This is a genomic window from Streptomyces sp. NPDC049813 (genome assembly GCF_044465085.1).
Classification (GTDB): Bacteria; Actinomycetota; Actinomycetes; order Streptomycetales; family Streptomycetaceae; genus Streptomyces.
The window spans coordinates 500,673-523,825 of record NZ_JBITLI010000001.1 but is presented as its reverse complement, the minus strand read 5'-3'; the positions used below and the strand labels follow the sequence as shown (position 1 = coordinate 523,825).

The window sequence follows — 23,153 nt, the reverse complement described above, 5'->3', positions numbered from 1 at the left end:
GGCGGGCTCCGCCATCCGTGCGGACGGTGGGGCCCGCCCGGCTTCCGGGGTCGCTCAGGCCTGCATCAGCTGCGGTTCGGGCAGCGGGGCCGGCCCCGCCTTCGGGTGCCAGGCCTTGGTGAGCCGTACGTAGCCGTGGACCACCGAGGCCGTCGCGAGCAGGAGCAGCGGTCCGTACGCCCACGGGTGCCGGGCCATCTCCAGCGGCAGGTAGCGGTAGGCGGTCAGCAGCGCGGCGAAGACCAGCGTGCCGTGGGTGACCTGCTGGACGGCGGCCCGGTCCCAGCCCCGCTCGAAGGCGCGCATGGCGACCTCGATGGTGAGGGCGAAGACCACGCCCGCGATGAGGTCCACGCCGTAGTGGTAGCCGAACCCGAGCGTCGCGGTGACCGTCGCGACCAGCCAGAAGGCGCCGGCGAACCGCATCAGGCGGGAGCCCTTGCGGGAGTGGATGAAGAGTGTGGTGGCCCAGGCGGTGTGCAGGCTCGGCATGCAGTTGCGCGGGGTGATCTCGTCGAAGAGCACCGGGTGCGGGGGGCTGATCGCCGTCGGTGTGTGCGGCCACAGGTCGGCCACCGCCCAGCCGGCGCCGTCGGCGCCGTAGGCGAAGACCGGTCCCACGACGGGGAAGATCATGTAGATCGCGGGGCCGAGCAGGCCTATGACGAGAAAGGTGCGCACCAGGTGGTGACCGGGGAAGCGGCGCTCGACCGACACGTGGCGCAGCTGGTAGAGCGCGACGACGGCCGCCGCCAGCGGGAGTTGGCCGTACACGGCGTGCAGGACGTGGGTGCCGACCGGGCCGCTGGCCTCGACGAGCCGGCCGACCAGCCACGAGGGGTTGCCGAGCGCGTGGTCCGCGGTCGCCACGTACGGGTCGAGCACCTCGGGGCGTGACTCGGAGGTGATGAGCAGCCAGGTGTCGCCGGTCTTGTGGCCGGCGACCAGCAGCAGGCCGAGGCCGACGCCCTTGAGCAGCAGGGACCGGTCGGCGCCGGTGCGGCGGGTCAGCGCGAGGACGGCGACGCCGATGATGACCCAGAGGGCGCCGTTGCCGAACGCCGGGTCGGCGCCCACCGCGAGGCGCACCAGGAGGAAGACCAGGTCGATGCCGGCCGCGGCGGCCACCGCGACGAGCCGCTGCCGCCAGGTGAGCACCACCAGCGTCAGCGCCAGCCCGGCGTAGAGCAGCGGACCCGACTCCGGGGTGAGGATCACCTCGCGCGTCTGGGTGGTGATCGGTCCCGGCAGCCCGTAGCGGCGTGCCACGATCTCCAGGACGACGAGGAACGCCGTGGTCGCCACCGCCGCCGCGGTCCACAGCAACGTCCGTGGCCGGCGCAGAACGGCGGATATGGTGCCGGGTCTGGTGCGCGGAGTCGTTCGCTCTTCTGGTGTCATCAAAGGTCAGCCGATGTCTGCGGTCCGGTAGGTGGTCCACCCTTCCTGCTGGATCACCTTGTTCTCCGGCGCGGCGCGGGTGCTCGGCGCGATCACTGCGGGATCACGGTGAGATCGGATCATGTTATCGGAGCGCCGGACCGCGGTCAGGGGCCCGGGCAACGGAGAAGCCCCGCCACGACGGGGGATGCGTGGCGGGGCCCCGGCCGCCGGGCGTGGCCCGGCGTACGACCTCAATATGGCAGCGCGGCGGCGGCTGCGTAGGCGAAACGGCATATATGCACGGGACCGGCACGGCGGCGGTGGCTCACGCGGCTTCGTAGTGGTGCGCGTGTCCGCCCTGCCAGGCCATGAACGAGCCGTCGTCGAGGAGCAGCTCCGCGTCGGGCAGCTCCGCCCCGCGCAGCAGGGCGACGACGTCCGCGTCCGAGTGCGCGAGGCCGAGGATCCGTCCGTGCGCCGTCACCCGCCGCCCGCCGGTCCCGAGCGGACGGCGGACGACTATCGGCGGTACCGGGGCCGTGCGGTGCGTCTGTGTCACGTTGCCGCCCGTCAGGGGTGGGGGTGACCCTGGTCGGGGTCGTCGTCAGGGGTCTGCCAGGTGGTGCCGCGCTGGGCCTCGTCGCTGCCCGGGTGCGTGCCGGGGGCCGGCTGGGTGGGCTCGGTGCGGCGGGCCGCGCGGCGGCGACCGGTCACGAACATGGCGAGCAGACCGAGGACCACGACAACGCCGACGACGATGAAGACGAGCGAGCCTCCGCTCCCGGCGGCCAGAACGATGTGGCTGTGAGTGTGCATGCGCCTCATGTACCCCGATCCGCGCGGAAACCGCACAGGCGGGCGAGGAAAGAATCTTCCGGTGCTCTCCCGTGATCTCCGCCCGGCCGTCTGGTACGGGCGAGCGGGCGGAGATCGTTTCAGCTGGCCGGGTGTGGCTACTTGGCCCAGGGTGTAAGCGGGTCGGCGGAGCGAGGGACCCCTCGCCGGTATCGAGGAGCAGTCGAGTGGCCGCAGAGACGAGCGCGCAGCAGCAGGGCACCGGGCTCAAGAAGGCGCTGACGACCCCGCTCCTCTACTTCTTCATCCTCGGGGACGTCCTGGGCGCCGGCGTCTACGTCCTCGTCGGGCAGGTGGCCGCAAAGTCGGGCGGCGCCGTGTGGGTGCCGCTGGTCCTCGCCCTGCTGCTCTCCCTGCTGACGGCCGCCTCCTACGCCGAGCTGGCGACGAAGTACCCGCGGGCGGGCGGCGCCTCGCACTACGCGACCCTGGCGTACGGGCCGTTCGCCGGGTTCCTCGCCGGGTTCTGCATGCTGGCGGCGGGCATCGTCTCGGTGGCGGCGCTGGCCCGCGGCTTCGCCGGCGAGTACCTGAGTGCCTTCGTGAGCCTGCCCGTCGTCCTGGTGGCCGCCGTCTTCCTGTGCGCGCTGGCGCTGCTGAACGCGCGCGGCATCAGCGAGTCGACCCGCGCCAACGTCGCCGCGACCCTCGTCGAGGTCGGCGGTCTGCTGCTCGTGGTCGCCCTGGGCGTGTGGCTGTTCCTGCGCGGGGACGGTGACGCGGGCCGGCTCGTCCACCTCGGCACCGCCGACTCGGGGGCCCTCGCCGGGGTGCTGTCCGGGACGGTCCTCGCGTACTACTCCTTCGTCGGCTTCGAGACGTCGGTCAACGTCGCGGAGGAGACCCGCGATCCGCGCCACTCCTACCCGCGCGCCCTCTTCGGGGCGCTGGTGACCGCGGGGGCCGTCTACGCCCTGGTCGGGATCGTCGCCTCGGCCGCCGTCCCGACGGACACGCTCGCCGACTCCAGCGGCCCGCTCCTCGAGGTGGTGAAGGAGGCGGGCGGGGTGCCGCCGAAGGTGTTCAGCGCCATCGCCCTCGTCGCCGTCGCCAACGGCGCGCTGCTCACCGGCATCATGAGCTCCCGGCTCGCCTACGGCATGGCGCGGGACGGGCTGTTGCCGGGGATCCTGACCCGGGTGCTGCCCGGGCGGCGGACGCCGTGGGCGGCGATCGCGGTGACGACCGTGCTCTCCTTCCTGCTGGCGCTCACCGGGGACGTGGAGACGCTCGCCTCCACGCTCGTGCTGCTGCTGCTCGTGGTGTTCTTCCTCGTCAACACCGCGGTCCTGGTGCTGCGCCGGGACCGTGAGGCGCCGCCGCACTTCCGGGCGTTCACCGTGCTGCCGGTCCTCGGCGCGCTGTCGTGCGTGGTGCTGGCCACGCAGGTCGACGGCGAGGTGTGGCTGCGGGGGCTGATCGTCCTGGCCGTCGGGGTGGTCCTGGGCGCGGTGGCGGCCGTGCGACGCCGCACGGCCGGCGCGCGGGCGGGCACGGGAACTCCCGGCGACGAGAACTAGCCGAGAACCGGCCGGGAACCAACTGAACAGCCCCGTGCGTATCCCCGCGATCCGGGTACCCCTGCTGGATCCGCTGCCGCGGCGCACCGTCGCAGCGGCCCAGCGCCCTGGACGGCGCTTCTTTGATGGGGTGGTTCTCGTCCATCCGTCGTCTCTCTCGGCCGGGCTGGGGCGCGGACTCCCGAGCGGCTCGGTCGCGGCGGCGGTCTGGCCGGTCGACGTCCGGATCGTCGGCATCGTGACCGACGGCACCGAGGACGCCGCCGACGTGCGTCGACCCGCGGCTGCGGCTGCTCCTGGACGAGGCGTTCCGGCACGGCAAGGCCATCGGCGGCTGGCCGGGGGCGGGCCGGGTCATCGACGCCGCGGGGTTGCCGACGGACGCCCCCGTTGTCGTGCTCGGCGAGGACGCCACCGTGGTCCTCGGACAGCTGCGGGAGCTGCTCGGCGCCCACCGCGTGTGGGAGCGGTTCGGCACCACCATGTGACCGGTCAGGTGACCGGTCCGCACCCGACGGGGCCGGCCCTTCACGGGAGTGATCCCGTCAGGGCCGGCCCCGGTCCTCGCGTGGCGCGGGCCGCGCCGCGCGCCCGCCGGTCAGCGGCCGACGGCCTTGGCCAGCTCCTGCTTGTTCATCGAGGAGCGGCCCTCGATGTTCTTCTTCTTCGCCTCCGCGTACAGCTGGTCCCTGGTCGGCCCCTGGGAACCGCTGTGGGAGCGCTCGCCGCCGCGCTGCGGGGCGGACTTGCTGTCCCGCGTGGACGTCTTGCTCGCCGTCTTCGACTCACCGGAGCGGGCGCGCTCCTTGTTCACGGTGCGGGCCGCGATCTCCTTCGCGCGCCCTTTGGAGGTGCCGCGCTTCTCCGCGCCCTCCTTGATGTGCTCGTACTGGCGCTCGCGCTTCGCGCTGGAACCCTGCGGCATGCCGTTCTCCTTCCGGGCCGGGGCGGCTCGCTCGTCCGCCGGCGCTCTGCGATGACCTTCCGCGTACCCTCCGGCGGGCCGCTCACCCGGTTTCCGGATTGCTCCCATCTGACGTGGGGCGCCCCGGCGGGGCGAGCAGGCGGGGGCCGAACGGATGAGCCGCCGCGGCGGGCGCCCGCGGGGTCCCGACGGGCCGCACGCGAGGACGTTTCACCGGCGCCGTCGCAGGTCACCCGTCCCGCGGACCGGACGCGACAGTTCCGCGAGGCCACCTCAGCGGAGGCGGGAGAGGAAGGAGCCGGGTCTAATGGTGGTGGTTCGAGCAGCCACGAGAGTGACGGCGACGCATCCAGCGAGCGGTTCGTTCGTTGGAGGTCTCGCGCTCCTCCAGGGACCACCGGCCACCGGTCGCCATCCGGTCCCGGGCCGGGCGCCAGTGGCTCAGCGCGGGTGGGGGGCTTCCACCGACCTCAGAACGGTACGAAAATGAGCAGCTTCCACACACCTGCACACCAGGTCCCGGCCAGCCGATCGGTCTCGGGTGCGCCCTGCTGGGTCAGTCTGTCCACGTATGACCTGCGCGTCGCCGAGGAGTTCTACCACGCCGTGCTGGGCTGGGAGTGGAACACCGGTGCGATGGGCGACCAGTACCGGTTCGCGAGTGTGCACGGGATGCCGGTGGCCGGGGTCTCCGCCGCGAAGAGCATCGGGCAGACCTCCGTCGCCTGGACCCCGTTCTTCGCCGCGGCCAGTGCGAACGAGACGGTGGCGCGCAGCCACGAGCGGGGCGGGACGACCGCCGTCGGCCCGCTCTCCTTCCCGCCGGGCCGGGCGGCCCTGCTGGCCGACCGGGACGGCGCGGTCTTCGGCATCTGGGAGGGTGCGCTGGTGGCGGGCTGGGAGGAGTGGCGCCGCGCCGCCCCGGCCTTCGTCGCCCTGCACACCCGCAACGCCTTCGACGCGGCCATCTTCTACGGGGAGGTCCTGGGCTGGGCGTCCGGGGCGCCCGACGCCTGCGACGTGCAGTACGAGGACGAGGAGGTCGTGCTGCGCAGCAGGGGCGAGATCGTGGCCCGCATCCACTCCGGAGCGGTGGAGGCCGCGCCGGACCCGGCGATCCGGCCGCGCTGGCAGGTGCACTTTGCCGTCACGGACGTGGAGGCCTGCGCCCGCGCGGCGGAGGCCAACGGCGGCAAGGTGCTCCAGGGCCCCGACGGTTCCGCCGAAGCCGTGCTCTGCGACCCCGACGGCGCCCGTTTCGCGGTGAACTCGCACGCGCGCACCGGGTGACGCCGGTCAGGAACCGACACCGAGCAGCCGCTGCCCGGCGCCGCGCGCCCGCTCCCCCACGGCACGCAGCAGCGCCCAGACCGTGGCCTGGTTGGCGCTGACGACGGGTTTGCCGAGACGCTGTTCGAGGCCGGGCAGGGCGTCGTAGGTGGGCAGGGCGGTGCAGCTGACGAAGACCGCGTCCGCCGCGCGGTGATCGGCCCGCGCCACGGCCCGCGCCACCTGCGTCTCCCCCACCGCGTAGACGTCCTCGACCGCGTCGAGCCCCAGCGAGGTGCATGCCACGACCTCGAACCCGCAGGCCTCCAGGTATCCGGTCAGCAGCCGGTCGACGGGTTCCTGGTAGGGGTGCACCACGGCGAGGCGGCGCGCCCCCAGCGCGCGCAGCGCCGCCGTCACCGCACTGCTCGTGGTCAGGGCGCGGCGTGCGCCGGACGCCCGGATCGCCTCGCGCAGCGCCCGCTCGCCGGCCACGCCGTCGACGAAACTGCACGCCGTGCAGAGGTACGCGACCGCCTCCGCCCCCGCGTCGACGAGTGCGCGGACCGGTCCGGCCAGCAGCTCGGGGCGGCCGAGCCGGGAGACGAGCCGCAGATTGTCCTGGCCGTGGGCCCGCACCTCCTCGGTGCGGGCCAGCGACCACGCCACGTGCGGCGGCAGCCAGCGGCGCAGCTCGTCCGGGCGCGTGAAGTCGTGGGAAGCGACCACTGCTACGTGGCGCGGGACCGGATCACGGGGTGCTGGCTGCCGCATCCCACCGAGGCTAACCCGCCGGGCACGGCCCGCTCCCCGGATGCGGTGCGCCGGTGGCCGGGGTGCCATGGGGGAAAGCGAAAGGGGTGCGGCGCATATGGCGCGTCCAGTGTGGAGCGGCACGCTGACCTTCGGTCTCGTGTCCCTGCCCATCCAGATGTACACGGCCACGGACAGCCACACCGTCCGGTTCCACCAGTTGCAGCGCGGCACCTCCGACCGCGTCCGCAACAAGCGGGTGAACGAGCGGACCGGCGAGGAGGTCCCCCTCGACGAGGTCGTCAAGGCCTACGACGACGGCGACGAGTACGTGCTCGTCGAGCCGCAGAAGCTGGACGACATCGCCCCCGGGCGGTCCAAGGCGCTGGAGATCACCGGCTTCGTCGAGCTGGCGGAGGTCGAGCCGGTCTTCTTCGACAAGACGTACTACCTCGGCCCCAAGGGCAAGGAGTACGCCAAGGTCTACGCCCTGCTGGAGAAGGTGCTCGAGGAGACGGGGCGGGCCGGCATCGCCACGTTCGTGATGCGCAACCACCAGTACCTCGTGGCGGTGAAGGCCGAGGCAGGGCTCCTGACGCTGCACACCCTGCACTGGGCCGACGAGATCCGCGACCCGCGCCGGGAGATCGACGACCTCCCGGGCAGGACGAAGGTCACCGACCGGGAGCTGAAGATGGCCCGCCAGCTGGTGGACACCCTCGGCATGGAGTGGCGGCCGGAGGAGTTCCACGACACCTACCAGGAGCAGGTGAGCGCGCTCATCGAGGCGAAGCGGACCGGTGAGGCCGTCGAGAAGGCCGAACCGCCCGCCGAGTCCACCAACGTGGTCGACTTGATGGACGCGTTGCGGGCCAGCGTCGACAGAGCGAAGAAGCCCGCCGGGAAGAAGTCCGCCTCCCGGAAGGGGGCCTCCGGTGGGAAGGGCTCCGCCCCCGGGAAGGCCGCCTCCGGGAAGGGGGCCGCCGACGGGAAGGGAGCCGCGAAGAAAGCGTCGTCCGGCGCCGGCAAGGGGCGTACCGACGCCGCGCCCCCGCCTCCCACGCAGATCAGCGAGGCCGCCGCCAAGCGGCGCTCCCGCGGCGGGAGGAAGGCGAACGGGACCGCGCGGCCGGCGTCGCTCGACGCGCTCACCAAGGCCGAGCTCTACCGGCGCGCGACGGAGGCCGGCGTCCCGGGCCGGTCCGCCATGAACCGGGACGACCTCGTCGCGGCGCTCCGCGGGACGTCCCGGCAGCGGGCCTCGTCCTGAGCCCTCACCCCTGGCCCAAGGCCCGCAGCCGCCGGTCCGCCGCCCCCACGCCGGCGCCGTGCCGCGCAAGACCCGCCCAGGGGTCCTGGTCCAGGCGGTCGCCGAGGTCGGCCACCGTCCAGCGGCGGGCGTTCAGCGCGGGATCGTCCAGCTCGTCCCAGGCCACCGGGACGGCCACGGGCGCGCCGGGCCGGGACCTGACCGCGAACGGCGCGACCACGGTCTGGGCGTAGCCGTTGCGGGCGACGTCCAGGTACAGCCGCCCCTCGCGGGCGGCCTTGCGCGGCTCGGTCGTCAGCTCATCGGGGTGGCGCTCGGCGAGCGCGTGCGCGGCGGCGCGGGCGAAGGCGAGCACGTCGTCGGCGTCGTCGCGCCGGTTCAGCGGCACGACGACGTGCAGCCCCCGTGAGCCCGTGGTCATCAGGCCGGACGCGAGTTCCAGCTCGTCGAGCAGCTCGCGCAGGTGGTGCGCCGCGCGGCGCACCGGCGCGAAGTCGTCGGCGGGCGGGTCGAGGTCGAAGACCAGCCGGTCGGGGTGGCGCGGCCGGTCCGCGCGGCTCAGCCAGCGGTGCGGGGTGATGCACGCCTGGCCCGCCAGATAGGCGAGGGTCGCCTCGTCGTCGCAGACCACGTGGGTGACCTCGCCGCCCTCCTTGTCCACCACCGTCCGGTGGACCCAGTCGGGGAAGTAGTCGGAGACCTCTTTCTGGTAGAACCGCTGTCCCTCGATGCCGTCCGGCATCCGTTCGAGCATCAGCGGCCTGCCGCGCAGCTCGGGGAGCATGCGCGGGGCGACCCGCCGGTAGTGCTCGACGAGGTCGGCCTTGGTGAGGCCGTCCTGCGGGAACAGTTCCTTGTCGGCCCGCTTGACCCCGACCGTGCGCCGCCCGATCCGTACCTCGATGTCGGAGCTCATCCCTGCGCCTCCTTCGCACCGCTCATCACCGGCTGTTCCGCTGCCTGGCCTGGTGGCCGACCGTGTTCCGGCTGCCCCGCTGCTCCGGTCCGCTCACGGCAGCGGCGTGCCCCCGGTGGCGTTCATGATCTCCGCCGTGATGAAACTGGCGTGCTCCGACGCCAGGAACACGTAGGCGGGCGCCATCTCCGCGGGCTGGGCCGGGCGGCCCATCGGCGCCTGCTTGCCGAACTCCGCGGTGTCCGGGAGCGTCGCGGGGATGAGCGGGGTCCACACCGGCCCCGGGGCGACCGCGTTGACCCGGATGCCCTGGTCGACCAGCATCTGCGCGAGGCCCTGGGTGAACGTGACGATGGCGCCCTTGGTCATGGCGTAGTCGAGCAGGTGGGGGCTGGGCTTGTAGGCCTGCACCGAGGTGGTGTTGATGATCGAGCCGCCGGAGGGGATGTGCGGTACGGCCATCTTGCACAGCCAGAACATGCCGTACAGGTTCGTGCGCACGACCCGGTCGAACTGTTCCGTGGAGATCGAGCCGATGCCGTCGGGCTGGGACATCTGGTAGGCCGCGTTGTTGACGAGCACGTCGATCCGGCCGAACTCCGCCACCGCCCGCTCGACGAGCCGGCGGCACTGCTCCTCCTCCCGGATGTCGCACGGCACGGCCACGGCGCGGCGGCCCGCCTTCTCGACGAGCCGGGCCGTCTCCCGGGCGTCCTCCGCCTCCTCGGGCAGGTGGGTGAAGAGCACGTCCGCGCCCTCGCGGGCGTACGCCAGCACGACGGCCCGGCCGATCCCGGAGTCCCCGCCGGTCACGACGGCCGCCCGGTCCGTCAGCTGCCCGCTGCCGCGGTAGGACTCCTCGCCGTGGTCGGGCGGCGGGTCCATCGGTCCGCTCCAGCCCGGCGGCTGCTGGTCCTGCTGGGCGAAGTCGGGCTGCGGGTGCTTCGTCGTCGGGTCCTGCGGGGTGCCACCCATCGGTGCTCGTCCTTCCTGCGGTCCGTTCTGTGCCTGCGCCGGGCGCCGCCCGGTGACGCGTACGCCTCAGCCTGCTCGCGGTGGCGGGCCGGCGCGAACGCAGGACTCCGGGTGTCCCGCGGACGGCGGCTCCACACCTGCGCGGCCCGAGCGGCCCCGCGGTGCGCGGTGGGCCGCCCCGTTCGGCCGGACAGCGCGGGCGGGACGGCCGATGCGGTGCGAGACTGCCCGGGCAGCCGTTCCTGCGGCCCCAAGGAGTGATGACGTGTCGGCACCCGAGTCCGCGGACCGTCTCCTCGGCGAATTTCTCGCCGAACCGCGCAACTCGCCGCTTGACCTCAGTACCGCGGTGGCGTACTGCGCCAAGGCGCTGGGCCTGCACGGCGCGGTGGTCTACCTCGCCGATCTGCAGCAGCGCCAGCTGGCCCCGCTGAACGAGGTCGCGCCGACGCTCCTCATCGACGACTCGCTCGCCGGCTGGACCTACCGCACGGAGTCCCTGCGCGTGGAGGAGTCCCCGGTCGGCGGGCTCACGGCCTGGCTGCCGATGGTGGACGGCGCGGAGCGGCTCGGCGTCGTGGCCGTACGGGCCCCCTCGCTCGACCCCGTCTCGCTGCGGCGCGGCCGCACGCTGGCGCACGTCTGCGCGATGATGGTGACCTCGAAGCGCGCGTACAAGGACACGTACGTCCGCCGGGCCCGCACGCGCACCATGCAGCTGCCCGCGGAGATGCTGCGCGCCTATCTGCCGCCCCGCACCATCGGCACCACGCATGCCGTCTCGACGGCGGTGATGGAACCGGCCTACGAAGTCGGGGGCGACGCCTTCGACCACGCCCTGACCGACACGACGCTGCACGCGGGACTGCTGGACGCGATGGGCCACGATCTGGCTTCCGGGCTGACCTCCGTGGTGTCGCTGGCCGCCTGCCGCAACGCCCGGCGCACCGGCGCCGACCTGCCCGAACTGGCGGAGTCCGTGGACGCGGCGCTCGCCGAGTGGCTGCCGGACCAGTTCTGCACGGCGATCCTCAGCCAGCTGGACCTGGCCACCGGCGGGCTGCGCTGGATCAACTGCGGGCACCCCGCGCCGCTGCTCATCCGCGACGACCGGGTGGTCGCGGGCGCCCTGGACGGGGACGCCGACCCGCCGCTCGGCCTGCCGGCCGTCTTCTCCTGCACACCGCGCCGGGTGCACGAGACGCGCCTTGAGCCGGGCGACCGGGTCCTGATGTACACCGACGGGGTCACCGAGGCCCGCAACCAGAGCGGGGACGAACTCGGGCTCGACCGGTTCGCCGAGTACGTCATCCGCGCCACCGCCGCCGGGGAGCTGGCCCCGGAGACGCTGCGGCGTCTCATCCACTCCATCGTCGACGCCCAGGACAACCGGCTGCGCGACGACGCGACCATCCTCATGTTCGAGTGGCGTCCGGCTCCGCGCTGACCCACGGACGCCGGACGGCATCCCGCTGCCCCACACGTCCGCCGGGGCCGGTTTCCGGCAGAAGGGACCAAAGTCCCGGTACCGGATATCTCGCCGTGGGCAGACCGTAGGCGGAGCGGCTCCGCGTGAGCGGGAGCCGGACGGACGGCGAAGGAGAACCCGAGATGACCGTGCTGCTTCCCACGGCGGACGACCTGCGGCAGGCGCTGATACGCCACGCGGAGGCCGTCGCCCGCGACGAGCGCCGCTCGACGGCGGAGACGTTCCGCGCCCGGGAGGACAGCGCCTACACGCTGTGCGTCATGACCGGGACGACCCGCGTCGAGGACGCCCGGCGCGTGGCGGACGGCCTGCTGCGCCGCAGCGCGGGCCCGGTCAGGTCTTTGCGTACGGCCCGGGGCGCGGCGGCGGCCGGGACGGACCACGCCCCCGTGGCGGACGCCGCCTAGAGCCGCTTGTGTCCCTCCCGGCCGCGCCGACCGACGCGGCCGCCCCGCGAGGTGCGAGTCCGGGCGTGCCCTACGCCGGGGTCCGGTCGGAGGCGGGCCAGTAGTAGGGCAGGTCGTCGGGGACGTCCGGGAACGCCTCGGCGTAGAGTTCCGGCGCCTTGCGCAGCAGCGCCGACTGATGGCTGCGGTGGAAGGCGGGATCTCCCAGCCAGGGCGGCAGTTCCCCCGCTTCGGCCAGCTGCTCCTGGGGGCGGACCGGGGCGCCGGGGCGGTGCCGGTTGAAGTCGGTGACGAGCGTCGTGGCGCAGGTGTCGGCGCGCCCCTCCGCCACCCAGATGGCGCAGACGTCGAGGCCGTAGCGGACCAGGGCCTCCTCGTAGCCGATCCACATCCGGACCGCGGGATGGTTGCGCCAGCCGTAGCCGGGCACGGTCAGGCCGCGCAGGACCTGGAGGGCCTCGACCCGCTGTTTGCCCAGGCGGGCCCGGTCCAGGACCGTGGCGGAGCGCGTGAAGTCGGGGTACGGGAGAAAAGTCTGCACGCTGGATCACTACCGCGGCCGGCGCTTTCCCAGACGGGTGATCCGCCCCGGCCCGCACTCCGGTCCCCGCGGCGGCAGCCGGCGCCTCTCCGGCACCCCCGCGGCCTCACCAGTCGTGCACGCTGCCGTCCCTGAGCCGGTTGACCGGGAGGTAGGCGGGGGCGTACGGGTGGGCGGCGGCCAGTTCCTCGTCCAGCTCGACGCCGAGACCGGGGGCTTCTCCGGGGTGCAGATGGCCGTCGGTGAAGGTGTAGGCGTGCCGGAAGACCGCCTCGGTGAGCGGGGTGTGGCCCGCGTACTCCTGGATGCCGAAGTTGTGGACGGCGAGGTCGAGGTGGATCGCCGCCGCCATGCCGACCGGCGAGATGTCCTCGGGCCCGTGGAAGGCGCTCCTGATCTGGTACGGGGCGGCGAGGTCGACGAGCTTGCGCAGGGGCGTGAGGCCGCCGAAGTGGGTGACCGCGGAGCGCACGTAGTCGATCAGCTGCTCGGTGATCAGCGTCTGGTAGTCGTACACCGTGTTGAAGACCTCGCCGACGGCCAGCGGCGTGGTGCTGTGCCGGCGCACGAGGCGCAGCGCCTCCTGGTTCTCCGCGGGCGTGCAGTCCTCCAGCCAGAAGGGGCGGTAGGGCTCCAGGTCCTTGGCGAGGCGCGCCGCCTGGATCGGGGAGAGGCGGTGGTGGGCGTCGTGGAGCAGGGGCAGTTCGGGGCCGAACTCGGCGCGGACGGCCTCGAAGACGGCCGGGGTGTGGCGCAGGTAGGCGTCGGTGTCCCAGTCCTCGACCAGGGGACGGGCCCGCTGGTGCGGCACGGAGGCGCCGGTGGCGTCGGTGCCGTGCACGCCGTAGACGGCCTTCAGGCCCGGGATGCCGGACTGGATGCGGACGGCGGAGTAGCCCTCGGCGAGCCGGGCGCGGACGGAGTCGAGCAGTTCGGGCAGGTCGCGGCCGTCGGCGTGGCCGTAGGTGCGGACGCGCTCACGGCTCGCGCCGCCGAGGAGCTGGTAGAGCGGGAGCCCCGCCGCCTTCGCCTTGATGTCCCACAGGGCCACGTCCACGGCGGCGACGGCGGCCATCGTCACGGGCCCGCGCCGCCAGTAGGCGCCGCGGTAGAGGTACTGCCAGGTGTCCTCGATCCGGTGCGGGTCGAGGCCGGTGAGCAGGGGGGCCACGTGCTCGGTGAGGTAGCCGGCCACGGCGAGTTCGCGGCCGTTCAGGGTGGCGTCGCCCAGGCCGGTCACTCCGTCGTCGGTCGTCAGCTTGAGGGTGACGAAGTTGCGGCCGGGACTGGTGACGACGGTCGTGGCGTCGACGATCTTCATCGGGAGGCTCTTTCGGTTCCGGGCGGACGACGGGCGGCACGCGAGGACCGGCACCGTCTGGGTGCGAGCCGTCAGCATGCGCCGTGATCGCGGCCCGGGTCCATGGCCCGCGTGCGCCGCGGCCGGCGCCCTCGGAAGAGCGTGCTCAGCCGTCCGGGGAGCCGGCACCGTCGGAAGGGGAGGGAACGGCAGTGATGGGGAGCGCCGGCAGGGCGGCGTCCGCGGCGTCCCACTCCCAGTCCTGCCCGTCGACCGGCGCGACCGGCGCGGCCGGGTCCGCCGGGTCCGGGTCCGTCCGCTCGCCGAGCCGGGCGATCACGGCGGAGAGCTGGCTCTGCACCGACTTGGGCAGCGGAGCCACCCCGGTGGTGGAGTCCACCAGGTGCTGCGCCACGCGGTGCAGCTTGATGTTGGTGCGCTGCGAGGTGTCGACCAGTGCCGTCCAGGCGCTCTGCGGGTCGATGCCGAAAGCGGCCACGAGCACGCCCCGGGCCATGTCGATGGTGCCGCGACTCTGCATCGCCCGCCGCAGCTGCGTCAGTTCGCGGCTCTCCTCGGTGTCCGGTCCCCCGTCCTGCCCGAAGTCCGGGGCGGCGGCGAGGCCGTCGACGCTGAGCACCACGTTCACCGCGGAGCAGCCGCAGCGGCCGACCCGGCTCAGGTCGAGGTCGACGCTGCCGTCGGAGGCGAGCAGGAGCGGGCGCAGGGCGCTGTTCAGCTGCTGGTCCTCGTCCAGGTGCAGGTCGCCGCGGACGCTGACGACCATTCGCTCCCCGTCCCAGTGGTTGAAGAGCGTCAGCCCGGACAGCCGGTGGGCGCCCGCGGGAGCGTCCGGGTCGGTGCAGGTCGCGGCCGCCCCGGTCCCGGACTGGGCAGGCTGTGGCATGGCCGTCTCCCTCGGTGCAGCCTCGCGGTCCTGTCTCAGATTCCCGCTCTGCGGCAACATACGTCAAGTGATACCGGAAACGAAGTTCAGGGGTTTTAGGACATGAACCAGCGGGCCTACGATGCGTTCATGGATGGAGTTCCGGAACCGCATGCTGGATGGACGTTCCTCACCAATCACGCCCGGGTGCTGGCCGCCATCGCCGACAATCAGCATGCGCGGATCCGTGACATCGCCGCGCACTGCCGACTCACCGAGCGGTCCGTCCAGAAGATCATCGCGGATCTGGAGGAGAGCAGTTTCCTGTCGCACACCCGTGAGGGGCGCGGCAACACCTACCGCATCGCCCCAGGAAAAACCTTGCGCCACCCTGCCGAGGCCGAGGCCGGTCTGACCGTCGCCTCCCTCCTCGGCCTCCTCGCCCAGGACGAGGAGCACCGCGCCGACGAGCAGCGCGACCCCGGCCGGCAGCTCCCCGAGCAGCTCTGACCAGCACTGCCCCGCGCCGGCCGGCTCCCACCGGCAGTGGCCCCGGCCGGTCCGTCAGGCGCCCGGCAGGAACAGGCAGAACGGATGACCGTGCGGGTCCCGCAGGACGCGTACGTCCGGCTGCGGCTGGTGTTCCTCCAGCGTCGCGCCCAGTGCGCACGCCCGCTCCGTCTCCGCCTCCAGATCCACGACCTGAAGGTCCAGGTGGGCCTGCATCTGCTGGCTGCCCGGACGCTGCGGCCACACCGGCGGTGTGTGGTCGGGCTCCCGCTGGAAGCTGAGGGAGGGCCGCTCGCCGCCGGGCGGGCGCAGCCGCACCCACTCCGGATCGCGTTCGGCCTCCTCCCAGCCGAGCAGGGCCCGGTAGAAATCGGCCAGCGCGGGCGGGTCGGGCGTACCGAGGACGAAGCCACCGAGCGTTGCTGTCATGGTCCACCGGTTTCCCGGGAGATCCGCCGCTACGCGCCCGGAACGGGGAGCGCCCCCGTCCGGCCCACCCGGTCGCGCCCCTGCTCCGCCGCCGCGTGGCGGGCTTGCGCCGTGGCGTCCGGGTCCCGACCGTGGAGTCCCCACGCCTACGAACGGACCCGCCATGAGCGCTGCGCCCGGCTCCGAGAGCCGCCAGGAACGTTTCGACCGCGGTATGGAGACGCTGTCACGTGTCGACGGGGACGGCGGCCGGCGCGTCGTCGAGGCCCTCGCCGACGTCAGCCCGGAACTCGCCCATCAGATCGTGGCCTGGGGCTTCGGCGAGATCTACCGCCGCCCCGCCCTGCCCCCGCGCGACCGGCAGCTGGTCACGCTCGGCATGCTCACCGCCCTGGGCGGCTGCGAACCGCAGTTGGAGGTCCACGTCCGGACGTCCCTCAAGGTGGGTCTCACCCCGCAGGAGATCGTCGAGACATTCCTGCACGCCGCGGGCTACTGCGGCTTCCCCAAGGCACTGAACGCCACGTTCGTGGCCAAGAAGGTCTTCGGCGAGCTGGGTCTGCTGCCGGTGGCGCAGGAGTAGGCACTGGGCACGGCCACCTCTCAGCGGGCCGGGCGCCGCTCGTAAAGCCGGAGCACACCGCTGCCGCCCGTGCGCTGCTCGCGCAGGACGAAGTCCCGGCGCAGGACGGCGAGTTTGGCCCGGTCCGTCCGGCCGCCCGGGGTCCAGCCGGGCCGGGCGGCCCGGGGGTCGACGACCAGCCAGACCCGGTCCACGTCGCGCAGCCGGCGGGTCAGGGTCGCGGCGGGCGCCTCCGTGTCGTACAGCTGCCCCGTCGCCCGGCCGCTGCGCGCGAGGGCGACGTCGTGGAGGTGCGCGAAGTCGGCCGGGTAGGCGGCGGCGGCGCGCCGGGCCCGCGGCGAGGGCAGGAACAGCACCGTGTCGCCCGGCCGCAGCGCCCGCGAGGCCAGCAGGGCGAGGCCCCGCAGGTCGTCCGGGCGCGCCGACGGGCCGCGCTCGTGCTCGTGTTCGGGCAGCTGTGCGGCGAACGCCACGCTGACCAGGGCCGCACCGCCCGCGACGAGGAACGCCCGCGCCGCCACGCTCCGGGTGGTGTGCGAGCCGGGCACCAGGCGGACGAGCCCCTCCGCGCCCGCCGCTGCGAGCAGGGGCACGCCCGCCAGGCAGAAGAGCAGGTAACGGTCGTAGTAGAGCGGCTGGTACTGCGAGACGGCCAGCAGCGCGGCGGGCGGCACGACGGCGAGCGGCAGCGCCACCGCGCGCAGCGACACCGGGCCGTGGCGTGGCAGCCGCGCGCAGACACCGACCGCGACCAGGGCCAGGACCACGGCGCACACCCCGCTGGTGGGTCCGGCGAAGGAGAGCACGAGGCCGCGTGCCTGGCGCGGTCCCGGCGTACCCAGCCAGGCGAGCTGGGCGCTCTGCCCCCGCGAGAGGCGCACGAGCGGCAGCAGCGCCACAGCCGCGCAGACCGCGGCGGCCAGCCACGCCCGCCACACCGTCCACGGCGCGCGGGCGCACAGCAGGGTGCCCGCGTGGGCCGCGAGGACGAGCACGGACAGCTCGTGCAGCCACGCCGTCGCGGTGACCAGCAGCGCGTACAGCGCCCAGCGGCGGGGCGCGGGCGCGCGTACGGCGCCGACCAGGGAGACCGTCGCCGCGAGGGCGCCGGCGGCGACCAGCGCGTAGGAGCGGCCCTCCTGCGCGTAGCGGCCGACGAACGGGGTCACGGCGTAGAGCAGGCCCGCCCAGAGCCCGACCCGTGGGCGCACCAGGCGTGCGCCGAGCAGCCCGACGAGGCCGGCCGCGAGGGCCGCGCCGAGGACGGAGGGCAGCCGCAGCAGGACCTCGCCGGGGCAGGGGGCGAGGACGACGTGCATGAGGGCGTAGTAGAGGCCGTGCACCGCGTCGATGTGCGTCACGAGGTGGGCGATCTCCGGCAGTGAGCGGTACGCCATCTGCAGCGTGACGCCCTCGTCGTTCCATACGCGGTCCCGGTCGAGCCCCCAGCTGCCGAGCGCCGCCGTCACGGCGGCGGGCACCGTGGCGGCGAGCGTGGTGCCGGACGGCCGGCGCCGCGGGGCCGTGCGGCGTGCCGCGGGCGCGGGATCGTTCTCGACGACGGCTACGGCCACCTGGGCGCTCTCCTGTCCGGGCCGGGTGCGGCCGGGCGCCGGAACCCGACGCGCCTCATCCTGGAAGGGCCCGCCGCCCAGGCGTGACGCCACGCGCTGGGGGTCACCTGAAGCGCTCAGCCCGGCGGCGCGCCGGTGCCCGGGCCGGTCGTCGGGCGGCTCCCGGGATGCAGGCCGGCCGGGCGCACCGGACGGTGGAGGCATGAGCAAACCCATCACCGTCTACCAGCCCTCCCCCTCCGGTGGGCGCCGGGTCCGGGTCGACGGGGAGATCCTCGGGCTCGCGCACGACCTGCGCGACGTCGCCGCCTACCTGCGCCGGGCCGGTCTGGAGATGGACGAGGACGACGTGGCGGCCTCGCCGCTGATCGACTGGCGCGGCGGCGGCCCGGGCGTCTGGCCGGCGCCCTGGTAGCGGCGGCTCGGCTCGGGCGGCGGTCCGCAGGGCCGGGTGGGTGTCGCTCAGCCGGGGGTGACCGGCGCCTTGCCGGGGGCGACGGCGTGCTCGGTGAAGTGACCGAAGGCGCGGAAGCCCAGGCGGCGGTAGACGGGCTCACCGGCGGCGGAGGCCTGGAGGACGGCCAGGGAGTGGCCGGCGCGGCGGGCCGTGTGCAGGGCGGCGAGGGTGATGGCGCCGCCGTAGCCGCGCCGCCGGTCGGCGGTGAGCGTGCTGATGTTGTAGATCCCGGCGACGTCCGCGTGCAGGAAGACCTCCGCCGTGCAGACCGGGCGGCCCGCCGCGTACCCGACGAGGCAGCGGGCGGGGCAGTCCGGGGCCAGGGCCCGCGCGGCGGCCCGCTCGTAGAAGCGGCGGACCGTGGCGGCGGGCGGGTCCCAGGCGGCGGCGAGGACGGCGGCGTAGTCGCGCAGCCGTTCGGGGGTGGTCACCGGGTGGACGTCGAGGCCGTCGACGTAGGACTGGGGCAGGGTGTCGGTCAGTTCGGCCCACATCGCCGTCTCCGTCTCCGTCGCGGGCAGCCCGGCGGCCGTCAGGCGCTCGGAGAGGTCCGGCGGGGTCGAGGCGGGCCCCACCCACCAGGAGAAGGGGCGGCCGGTGGCGGCCAGGGCCCCGGCGGTCTCGGCGATGCGGGCGGGGGCGGTGCGGGGGGTGAAGCGGGCCGCGGCGACGATGTTGAAGGTGTCGTCGTCGAGCCCGCTGTCCGCGACCAGCAGGTCGCCGGTCGCGGTCACCGCGCCGCCCGGCAGGACCCGGTGCAGGTGACAGGCGTGCTCGGCGAGGTTGCGCTCCGCCCGGTCCGCCAGGTCGGTCGTGTCCCGTAGGTCCTGTTGCGCACTCATGGTGGTCGATCAGATCACATCCGGGTGCGTCCGCCGTGCGCACAGGACGGTGTGCCGGGCGGGTACGCGCCGGGCCCCCGCGGCGGGGGCTGCGCCTCGCCGCGGGGGCCGGGTGGCTGACGGGAGGTCAGCAGGTGAGGTTGGCGCCGGGGTCGACGCCGAGGATCTGCGCGAACTTCTTGTAGTTGTCGACGCGGCTCTGCACCTGCGACGGGTTGCCGCCGTTGCACTCCAGGCTGCCGTTGATGCTGCGGATCGTCTCGCCGAAGCCCGCGCCGTTGACCATCGCGTTGTGCGGGGTCATGGTGCCGGGGCCGCTCTGCGTGTTCCAGTACCACAGGCCGGTCTTCCAGGAGACCGCCGCGTCGTTCTGCACGAGGTCGGGGTTGTGGAGGAGATCGATGCCGAGGGCGTCGCCCGCGGCTTTGTAGTTGAAGTTCCAGCTGAGCTGGATCGGGCCGCGGCCGTAGTACTTGTCGGTGCCGGCGGGGCAGCCGTAGGACTGCGAGGTGTCGCAGTAGTGCGGGTAGTTGGCGGTGTTCTGCTCGACGACGTAGACGAGGCCGCCGGTCTCGTGGCCGACGTTGGCGAGGAAGGCCGCGGCCTCCTGCTTCTTGACGGTGTCGCTGCCGGTGGTGGTGAACCCCGGGTAGGCGCTGAGGGCGGCGTTCAGCCCGTCGTACGTGTAGAAGGAGTTGCGGCTCGGGAACATCTGGTCGAACTGGGCCTGGCTGACGACGAAGTCCGCCTGGGCGTCGGCCTTCTCGGCGGAGGCGGGCGAGGCCAGGGTGAGCAGGCCGAGGGTGGCGGCCGAGGCGGTGGCGGTCAGCAGCGCGAGGATACGACGGCGCATGGGGGCGCTCCATTCGAGATGCGGAGGTGGGGGGTTCGGCGCCGCGAGCCAGGACACGCCGGGGCAGGGATGTGCCCCGGGCATGCCGTGGGGGGTGGCTCGCGGCGCCGCCGTTCGTGAGCCGGCCGGAGTCCGGCTCCGCGGGTCCGTCAGCCGCCGACGTTCACGTCGATGCAGGCGTAGAAGGCGTTCGTCGTGTCCGCGATGTTCCAGACGGCGAGCACCTTCTGACGACTGGTCAGACCGCCGAAGTCGACCTGGTGGGTGACGGTCGCGCCGGGCTTGGCACCGTTGTCGTCGAACTCGGCTATCTCCTGGCCGCCGACGAAGTACTGCCAGGTGCTGGTGGCGTGCTGGGCCGTCAGCTTCCACTGGAAACTGGCGTTGCGCGGGACGGGGGTGGCGATCCAGCCCTTGGAGTCGTCGTCGAGTTCCGCGAACCGGCTGTTGCCGCCGCTGCAACTGGTCAGCCCCTTGGGGCCTTCGACGCTCTGCGGTTCGTACGTGATGTCGCCGCAGGACACGGTGCCCGCGGCACACTGGGCCTGGCGGCTGGGCGGGGTGGAGATGTAACCGTGTGCGCTCGCCGAACCGGCGGGGAGGCTGACGGCGATGACCGGGGCCAGTGCCGCGCCGATGAGCGCAGCCGTCTTCCTTCTGGCGTTCATGCGTACTCCTTCACTCGCGGTCTTCCTGCCTGCACGAACGTGGGGGGACGCGGGCAGGTCGGCCTCTCGTGGGTGGGGCCAAGAGGCGCGAAGGGACAGCGGAAGGCACGCCCGGAGAAGCGGGCGAACTCCCGTAAGCGGAACGGCCGTTACTGCTTGGACTAGACCATACAAGCGGCCGTGACCCTGTCAAGGCACTCGCGGGAACCGGCACGTACGGAGGCCGGCACGAGCGGGAGCCGGCACGCCTGGGAGCCGGCACGCGCGGAAGCCGACGTGCGCGGCACCCCGGGGCGCGACCGGGCATGACGAAGGCCCCCGGTCGGTGCGGTCAGGGGCGACCACACCTCACGGAGGCCTTCGTTGTCTCGTCGCCTTCCGGCGTCGTCGCGCGGCGAGCGGTCTGTGGTCAGCTCGCGGCGCGGCTCCGGCCGACGTCGATACTCAGGGCCCGCACGAACGCGTCCTCGGTCTCCGCACTGAAGAAACCGCTGATGCCGCGCAGGAGTTGGAGTGCCGTGCGCACCCCGGCGGGCAGCGGGCGGGGCATCCCGTCCGCGGCGACGGCCAGCTTGTCGGGGGCGGTGCGGGCCGCCTCCAAATGCTCGTGCGCCAGGCCGAGTTCACCCGTGACCGCGTGTCGCACCGCGCAGGTCACGTCGTACGACGCGCTGCGGGAGAGCGCGAGGAGCGACTCGATGCCGGTCGCCTGCGCGCCGTCACCGGCCGCGGCACTGAGATGGCCGCCCGCCCGGTCGAGGATCTTCGCTATGGCGGACAGCCGCCCCGCCTCCAGAACTGCCTGAGGTGCCATGCCGATTCCTCTCGTCACCCGTCCGCCGACCCCGTCCCTCCACGGTTATCACCACGGCTCGTGCGGAGCGAACCTCCGCGCGGGGGCGCACAGCACGCGCAGAGAGAGGGCGCGGGGCGTGGACGCAGCGGTTGAGGCACGGGGCGGCGCACGGAGCCCGCGGCGGGTCGCGGCCGACGCACCCCGCCGCCCCGCACCGGCCGCGCACCCCCTCGGGCCCGCCCCGGCGGGCCCCGCCACCGCGCGGGCCGTCGCGCCCTGACCCCCATGGACAGCCCCCCACCTGCTGTGATCTCATCCGTCCGGACGCCCACCGCCCAGGCACGAAAGACCCCCCACATGCAGAAGACCAAGGCCGCACTCTGGGAATTCCTCCAGGGACTCGGCAAGACGTTCATGCTCCCGGTGGCGCTGCTCGCGTTCTGCGGCATCATGCTGGGCATCGGTTCCTCGCTCTCCAGCGAGGCCGTCACCGACAACCTCACCTTCCTGCGGGGCGAGGGGTTCCACCTCGTCTTCACGTGGATGGCCAGCACGGGGCTCGTCGCCTTCCAGTTCCTGCCCGTGATGTTCGCGATCGCCATCCCGCTGGGGCTGGCCCGCGAGGACAAGGGCGTGGCCGCCTTCTCCGGTTTCGTCGGGTTCGCCGCGATGAACCTGGCGGTGAACTTCTACCTCACGGCCAAGGGCATCGACGTCGAGGACGAGCAGGCGATCGCGCACTACGGGATCGCCGACGTGATCGGCATCCGGTCGATCGACACGGGACTGCTCGGCGCGGTCGCCGTTGGCATCGTTGTCAGCGTCCTCCACCGGCGCTTCCGTACCCAGCGGATGCCCGACGCGCTGGCCTTCTTCGGCGGGCTGCGGTTCGTGCCGATCGTCTCGGCGCTCACGCTCAGCGTGCTCGGCCTGCTGATCCCGCTGGTGTGGCCGACGTTCAACGGCTGGATCACCGACCTGGGCCGGGGCATCGGGCACACGGGCGTCTTCGGGCCGTTCTTCTTCGGCATGGGCGAGGTGCTGCTGCGCCCGGTCGGGCTGCACCACATCCTCGTCGCGATGTTCCGCTTCACCGATGTCGGTGGCTCCGGCACCGTCTGCGGAGACCAGGTCTCCGGCGCGCTGAACCTCTTCTACGCCCAGCTCAACTGCGACCAGGCGCCGACCGGTTCGGTCACCGACGCCACCCACTTCCTCTCCCAGGGCAAGATGGCGGTCTACCTCGGCGGCCTGCCGGGTGCCGCCCTCGCCATGTACCACAGCGCGCGCCGTGAGATGCGGCCGGAGATCAAGGCGCTCCTCGTCTCCGGTGTCGTCGCGTGCGTCGTCGGCGGCATCACCGAACCGCTGGAGTTCCTCTTCCTGTTCATCGCGCCGTGGCTGTACCTGCTCCACGCCGTCCTGGTCGGTCTCGGGTTCCTGACGGCGGCGGTCCTCGGCGTCTTCATCGGCAACACGGACGGCAACGTCATCGACTGGCTCGTCTTCGGCGTGCTCCAGGGCACGAGCACGAAGTGGTACCTGGTGCCGGTGATCGCCGCGGTCTGGTTCGCCGGGTACTACTTCCTCTTCCGCTGGGCCATCGTCCGCTTCGACCTGAAGACGCCGGGACGTGACGAGCCGACGGAAGAGGAGGACGCCGCCCCGCAGGCGGCCGACGACCGCCCGCGCGAGCTGGTCGCCGGGAAGTACGACGTGGTGGCGATCCTCGACGCGATCGGCGGGCCGGACAACATACGCTCCCTCGACAACTGCATCACCCGGCTGCGGATGACCGTCGCGGACGCCGCCCGCGTCGACGAGCCCCGCCTCAAGAAGCTCGGGGCGGTCGGTGTCGTCAAGCTCGACGCCCACAACGTCCAGGTCGTCATCGGCCCCCAGGTGCAGTCGGTGAAGGACGCGCTCGCCACGATGGTCCCGGCGGGCTGACC

Annotated in this window: 25 protein-coding genes and 1 pseudogene; 10 read left to right on the top strand and 16 right to left on the bottom strand. The window is 73.4% G+C overall.

From position 1 onward, the window contains the following. Positions 1-54: 54 nt before the first annotated feature. The 3 genes from ACIBW6_RS02195 to ACIBW6_RS02185 form a co-directional block, all read right to left on the bottom strand. Positions 55-1,326 carry a phosphatase PAP2 family protein gene (locus tag ACIBW6_RS02195; protein WP_399055592.1) on the bottom strand — a complete coding sequence of 424 codons (1,272 nt, stop codon included), beginning with the start codon at positions 1,324-1,326 and terminating at the stop codon, positions 55-57. A 382-nt stretch (positions 1,327-1,708) separates the two neighbouring features. Continuing rightward, positions 1,709-1,942, bottom strand: coding sequence for a hypothetical protein (locus ACIBW6_RS02190; protein WP_399055590.1), 234 nt, complete (start codon positions 1,940-1,942; stop codon positions 1,709-1,711). Between the two features lie 11 nt (positions 1,943-1,953). Then, entirely contained in the window at positions 1,954-2,199 is a 246-nt protein-coding gene (locus ACIBW6_RS02185; RefSeq protein WP_399055588.1) for a DUF6479 family protein, read from the bottom strand. Between the two features lie 206 nt (positions 2,200-2,405). On the opposite strand from ACIBW6_RS02185, the gene ACIBW6_RS02180 reads away from it, so the two are divergent. Both ACIBW6_RS02180 and ACIBW6_RS02175 read left to right on the top strand, forming a co-directional pair. After that, positions 2,406-3,758: an APC family permease gene (locus ACIBW6_RS02180; RefSeq protein WP_399055586.1), complete on the top strand. Its 1,353-nt coding sequence runs from the start codon at positions 2,406-2,408 to the stop codon at positions 3,756-3,758. A gap of 275 nt (positions 3,759-4,033) precedes the next feature. Beyond that, positions 4,034-4,246: pseudogene (locus ACIBW6_RS02175) on the top strand (hypothetical protein); the annotation flags it as partial. Positions 4,247-4,356: 110 nt separating this feature from the next. Here ACIBW6_RS02175 and ACIBW6_RS02170 read toward each other — a convergent pair. After that, positions 4,357-4,683, bottom strand: coding sequence for a plasmid stabilization protein (locus ACIBW6_RS02170; protein ID WP_399055584.1), 327 nt, complete (start codon positions 4,681-4,683; stop codon positions 4,357-4,359). A 486-nt stretch (positions 4,684-5,169) separates the two neighbouring features. Between ACIBW6_RS02170 and ACIBW6_RS02165 the strand changes: the two genes are divergently transcribed. Continuing rightward, positions 5,170-5,973: a VOC family protein gene (locus tag ACIBW6_RS02165; RefSeq protein ID WP_399055582.1), complete on the top strand. Its 804-nt coding sequence runs from the start codon at positions 5,170-5,172 to the stop codon at positions 5,971-5,973. 6 nt (positions 5,974-5,979) lie between these two features. Here the strand turns inward: ACIBW6_RS02165 and ACIBW6_RS02160 are convergent, their stop codons facing one another. Further along, on the bottom strand, positions 5,980-6,726 hold the full coding sequence (locus tag ACIBW6_RS02160; RefSeq protein ID WP_399055580.1) for an Asp/Glu racemase: 747 nt from the start codon (positions 6,724-6,726) through the stop codon (positions 5,980-5,982). A 97-nt stretch (positions 6,727-6,823) separates the two neighbouring features. On the opposite strand from ACIBW6_RS02160, the gene ACIBW6_RS02155 reads away from it, so the two are divergent. After that, positions 6,824-7,975 carry a Ku protein gene (locus ACIBW6_RS02155; RefSeq protein WP_399055578.1) on the top strand — a complete coding sequence of 384 codons (1,152 nt, stop codon included), beginning with the start codon at positions 6,824-6,826 and terminating at the stop codon, positions 7,973-7,975. 4 nt (positions 7,976-7,979) lie between these two features. Here the strand turns inward: ACIBW6_RS02155 and ligD are convergent, their stop codons facing one another. Continuing rightward, positions 7,980-8,891 (bottom strand): non-homologous end-joining DNA ligase, encoded by a 912-nt coding sequence (gene ligD / locus ACIBW6_RS02150; RefSeq protein WP_399055576.1) that lies wholly within the window; start codon positions 8,889-8,891, stop codon positions 7,980-7,982. 93 nt (positions 8,892-8,984) lie between these two features. Beyond that, a complete protein-coding gene (locus tag ACIBW6_RS02145; RefSeq protein WP_399055574.1) occupies positions 8,985-9,866 on the bottom strand; it encodes an SDR family oxidoreductase in 882 nt (293 codons plus the stop codon). A gap of 265 nt (positions 9,867-10,131) precedes the next feature. On the opposite strand from ACIBW6_RS02145, the gene ACIBW6_RS02140 reads away from it, so the two are divergent. Together ACIBW6_RS02140 and ACIBW6_RS02135 are read left to right on the top strand one after the other, a co-directional pair. Then, complete coding sequence (locus tag ACIBW6_RS02140) at positions 10,132-11,313, top strand: PP2C family protein-serine/threonine phosphatase (protein ID WP_399055572.1); 1,182 nt, start codon at positions 10,132-10,134, stop codon at positions 11,311-11,313. A gap of 164 nt (positions 11,314-11,477) precedes the next feature. Beyond that, the gene (locus ACIBW6_RS02135; protein ID WP_399055570.1) at positions 11,478-11,762 is read left to right on the top strand and encodes a DUF5133 domain-containing protein; all 285 of its coding nucleotides are present in this window, start codon (positions 11,478-11,480) and stop codon (positions 11,760-11,762) included. Between the two features lie 70 nt (positions 11,763-11,832). Here ACIBW6_RS02135 and ACIBW6_RS02130 read toward each other — a convergent pair whose 3' ends face one another. The 3 genes from ACIBW6_RS02130 to ACIBW6_RS02120 form a co-directional block, all read right to left on the bottom strand. Continuing rightward, a complete protein-coding gene (locus ACIBW6_RS02130; RefSeq protein ID WP_399055568.1) occupies positions 11,833-12,303 on the bottom strand; it encodes an MSMEG_6728 family protein in 471 nt (156 codons plus the stop codon). 106 nt (positions 12,304-12,409) lie between these two features. Further along, positions 12,410-13,624, bottom strand: a complete 1,215-nt coding sequence (gene manD, locus ACIBW6_RS02125) for a D-mannonate dehydratase ManD (RefSeq protein ID WP_399055566.1) — start codon at positions 13,622-13,624, stop codon at positions 12,410-12,412. Between the two features lie 145 nt (positions 13,625-13,769). Next, positions 13,770-14,510 carry an ANTAR domain-containing protein gene (locus ACIBW6_RS02120; RefSeq protein WP_399055564.1) on the bottom strand — a complete coding sequence of 247 codons (741 nt, stop codon included), beginning with the start codon at positions 14,508-14,510 and terminating at the stop codon, positions 13,770-13,772. 129 nt (positions 14,511-14,639) lie between these two features. Between ACIBW6_RS02120 and ACIBW6_RS02115 the strand changes: the two genes are divergently transcribed. Continuing rightward, positions 14,640-14,999 (top strand): helix-turn-helix transcriptional regulator, encoded by a 360-nt coding sequence (locus ACIBW6_RS02115; protein ID WP_399055562.1) that lies wholly within the window; start codon positions 14,640-14,642, stop codon positions 14,997-14,999. 54 nt (positions 15,000-15,053) lie between these two features. On the opposite strand, the gene ACIBW6_RS02110 is transcribed toward ACIBW6_RS02115, so the two are convergent. Next, on the bottom strand, positions 15,054-15,428 hold the full coding sequence (locus tag ACIBW6_RS02110) for a VOC family protein (RefSeq protein ID WP_399055560.1): 375 nt from the start codon (positions 15,426-15,428) through the stop codon (positions 15,054-15,056). A gap of 163 nt (positions 15,429-15,591) precedes the next feature. Between ACIBW6_RS02110 and ACIBW6_RS02105 the strand changes: the two genes are divergently transcribed. Further along, positions 15,592-16,011, top strand: a complete 420-nt coding sequence (locus ACIBW6_RS02105) for a carboxymuconolactone decarboxylase family protein (protein WP_399055558.1) — start codon at positions 15,592-15,594, stop codon at positions 16,009-16,011. A gap of 20 nt (positions 16,012-16,031) precedes the next feature. Here ACIBW6_RS02105 and ACIBW6_RS02100 read toward each other — a convergent pair whose 3' ends face one another. Beyond that, a complete protein-coding gene (locus ACIBW6_RS02100; protein WP_399055556.1) occupies positions 16,032-17,585 on the bottom strand; it encodes a hypothetical protein in 1,554 nt (517 codons plus the stop codon). Positions 17,586-17,787: 202 nt separating this feature from the next. Here ACIBW6_RS02100 and ACIBW6_RS02095 point away from each other — a divergent pair, with 202 nt between their 5' ends. Continuing rightward, on the top strand, positions 17,788-18,000 hold the full coding sequence (locus tag ACIBW6_RS02095; protein WP_399055554.1) for a hypothetical protein: 213 nt from the start codon (positions 17,788-17,790) through the stop codon (positions 17,998-18,000). A 47-nt stretch (positions 18,001-18,047) separates the two neighbouring features. Here the strand turns inward: ACIBW6_RS02095 and ACIBW6_RS02090 are convergent, their stop codons facing one another. The 4 genes from ACIBW6_RS02090 to ACIBW6_RS02075 form a co-directional block, all read right to left on the bottom strand. Continuing rightward, positions 18,048-18,884: a GNAT family N-acetyltransferase gene (locus ACIBW6_RS02090; protein ID WP_399055551.1), complete on the bottom strand. Its 837-nt coding sequence runs from the start codon at positions 18,882-18,884 to the stop codon at positions 18,048-18,050. Positions 18,885-19,011: 127 nt separating this feature from the next. Then, positions 19,012-19,737: a chitinase gene (locus ACIBW6_RS02085; protein WP_399055549.1), complete on the bottom strand. Its 726-nt coding sequence runs from the start codon at positions 19,735-19,737 to the stop codon at positions 19,012-19,014. Between the two features lie 149 nt (positions 19,738-19,886). Beyond that, positions 19,887-20,405 (bottom strand): lytic polysaccharide monooxygenase auxiliary activity family 9 protein, encoded by a 519-nt coding sequence (locus ACIBW6_RS02080; RefSeq protein ID WP_399055547.1) that lies wholly within the window; start codon positions 20,403-20,405, stop codon positions 19,887-19,889. A gap of 409 nt (positions 20,406-20,814) precedes the next feature. Beyond that, complete coding sequence (locus ACIBW6_RS02075; protein WP_399055545.1) at positions 20,815-21,219, bottom strand: hypothetical protein; 405 nt, start codon at positions 21,217-21,219, stop codon at positions 20,815-20,817. A gap of 339 nt (positions 21,220-21,558) precedes the next feature. Here ACIBW6_RS02075 and malX point away from each other — a divergent pair, with 339 nt between their 5' ends. Further along, positions 21,559-23,151 carry a maltose/glucose-specific PTS transporter subunit IIBC gene (gene malX / locus ACIBW6_RS02070; RefSeq protein WP_399055543.1) on the top strand — a complete coding sequence of 531 codons (1,593 nt, stop codon included), beginning with the start codon at positions 21,559-21,561 and terminating at the stop codon, positions 23,149-23,151. Positions 23,152-23,153: the final 2 nt, after the last annotated feature.

What these genes read in the sequence shown, in the direction of transcription:
- ACIBW6_RS02165 (WP_399055582.1), top strand. Translation starts at nt 5,170, where the DNA reads ATGAGCAGCTTCCACACACCTGCACACCAGGTCCCGGCCAGCCGATCG.
- ACIBW6_RS02080 (WP_399055547.1), bottom strand. Translation starts at nt 20,405, where the DNA reads ATGAACGCCAGAAGGAAGACGGCTGCGCTCATCGGCGCGGCACTGGCC.
- ACIBW6_RS02095 (WP_399055554.1), top strand. Translation starts at nt 17,788, where the DNA reads ATGAGCAAACCCATCACCGTCTACCAGCCCTCCCCCTCCGGTGGGCGC.
- ACIBW6_RS02145 (WP_399055574.1), bottom strand. Translation starts at nt 9,866, where the DNA reads ATGGGTGGCACCCCGCAGGACCCGACGACGAAGCACCCGCAGCCCGAC.
- ACIBW6_RS02090 (WP_399055551.1), bottom strand. Translation starts at nt 18,884, where the DNA reads ATGAGTGCGCAACAGGACCTACGGGACACGACCGACCTGGCGGACCGG.
- ACIBW6_RS02155 (WP_399055578.1), top strand. Translation starts at nt 6,824, where the DNA reads ATGGCGCGTCCAGTGTGGAGCGGCACGCTGACCTTCGGTCTCGTGTCC.
- manD (WP_399055566.1), bottom strand. Translation starts at nt 13,624, where the DNA reads ATGAAGATCGTCGACGCCACGACCGTCGTCACCAGTCCCGGCCGCAAC.
- ACIBW6_RS02105 (WP_399055558.1), top strand. Translation starts at nt 15,592, where the DNA reads ATGAGCGCTGCGCCCGGCTCCGAGAGCCGCCAGGAACGTTTCGACCGC.
- ACIBW6_RS02075 (WP_399055545.1), bottom strand. Translation starts at nt 21,219, where the DNA reads ATGGCACCTCAGGCAGTTCTGGAGGCGGGGCGGCTGTCCGCCATAGCG.
- malX (WP_399055543.1), top strand. Translation starts at nt 21,559, where the DNA reads ATGCAGAAGACCAAGGCCGCACTCTGGGAATTCCTCCAGGGACTCGGC.
- ligD (WP_399055576.1), bottom strand. Translation starts at nt 8,891, where the DNA reads ATGAGCTCCGACATCGAGGTACGGATCGGGCGGCGCACGGTCGGGGTC.
- ACIBW6_RS02110 (WP_399055560.1), bottom strand. Translation starts at nt 15,428, where the DNA reads ATGACAGCAACGCTCGGTGGCTTCGTCCTCGGTACGCCCGACCCGCCC.
- ACIBW6_RS02185 (WP_399055588.1), bottom strand. Translation starts at nt 2,199, where the DNA reads ATGCACACTCACAGCCACATCGTTCTGGCCGCCGGGAGCGGAGGCTCG.
- ACIBW6_RS02160 (WP_399055580.1), bottom strand. Translation starts at nt 6,726, where the DNA reads ATGCGGCAGCCAGCACCCCGTGATCCGGTCCCGCGCCACGTAGCAGTG.
- ACIBW6_RS02170 (WP_399055584.1), bottom strand. Translation starts at nt 4,683, where the DNA reads ATGCCGCAGGGTTCCAGCGCGAAGCGCGAGCGCCAGTACGAGCACATC.
- ACIBW6_RS02120 (WP_399055564.1), bottom strand. Translation starts at nt 14,510, where the DNA reads ATGCCACAGCCTGCCCAGTCCGGGACCGGGGCGGCCGCGACCTGCACC.
- ACIBW6_RS02135 (WP_399055570.1), top strand. Translation starts at nt 11,478, where the DNA reads ATGACCGTGCTGCTTCCCACGGCGGACGACCTGCGGCAGGCGCTGATA.
- ACIBW6_RS02085 (WP_399055549.1), bottom strand. Translation starts at nt 19,737, where the DNA reads ATGCGCCGTCGTATCCTCGCGCTGCTGACCGCCACCGCCTCGGCCGCC.
- ACIBW6_RS02115 (WP_399055562.1), top strand. Translation starts at nt 14,640, where the DNA reads ATGGATGGAGTTCCGGAACCGCATGCTGGATGGACGTTCCTCACCAAT.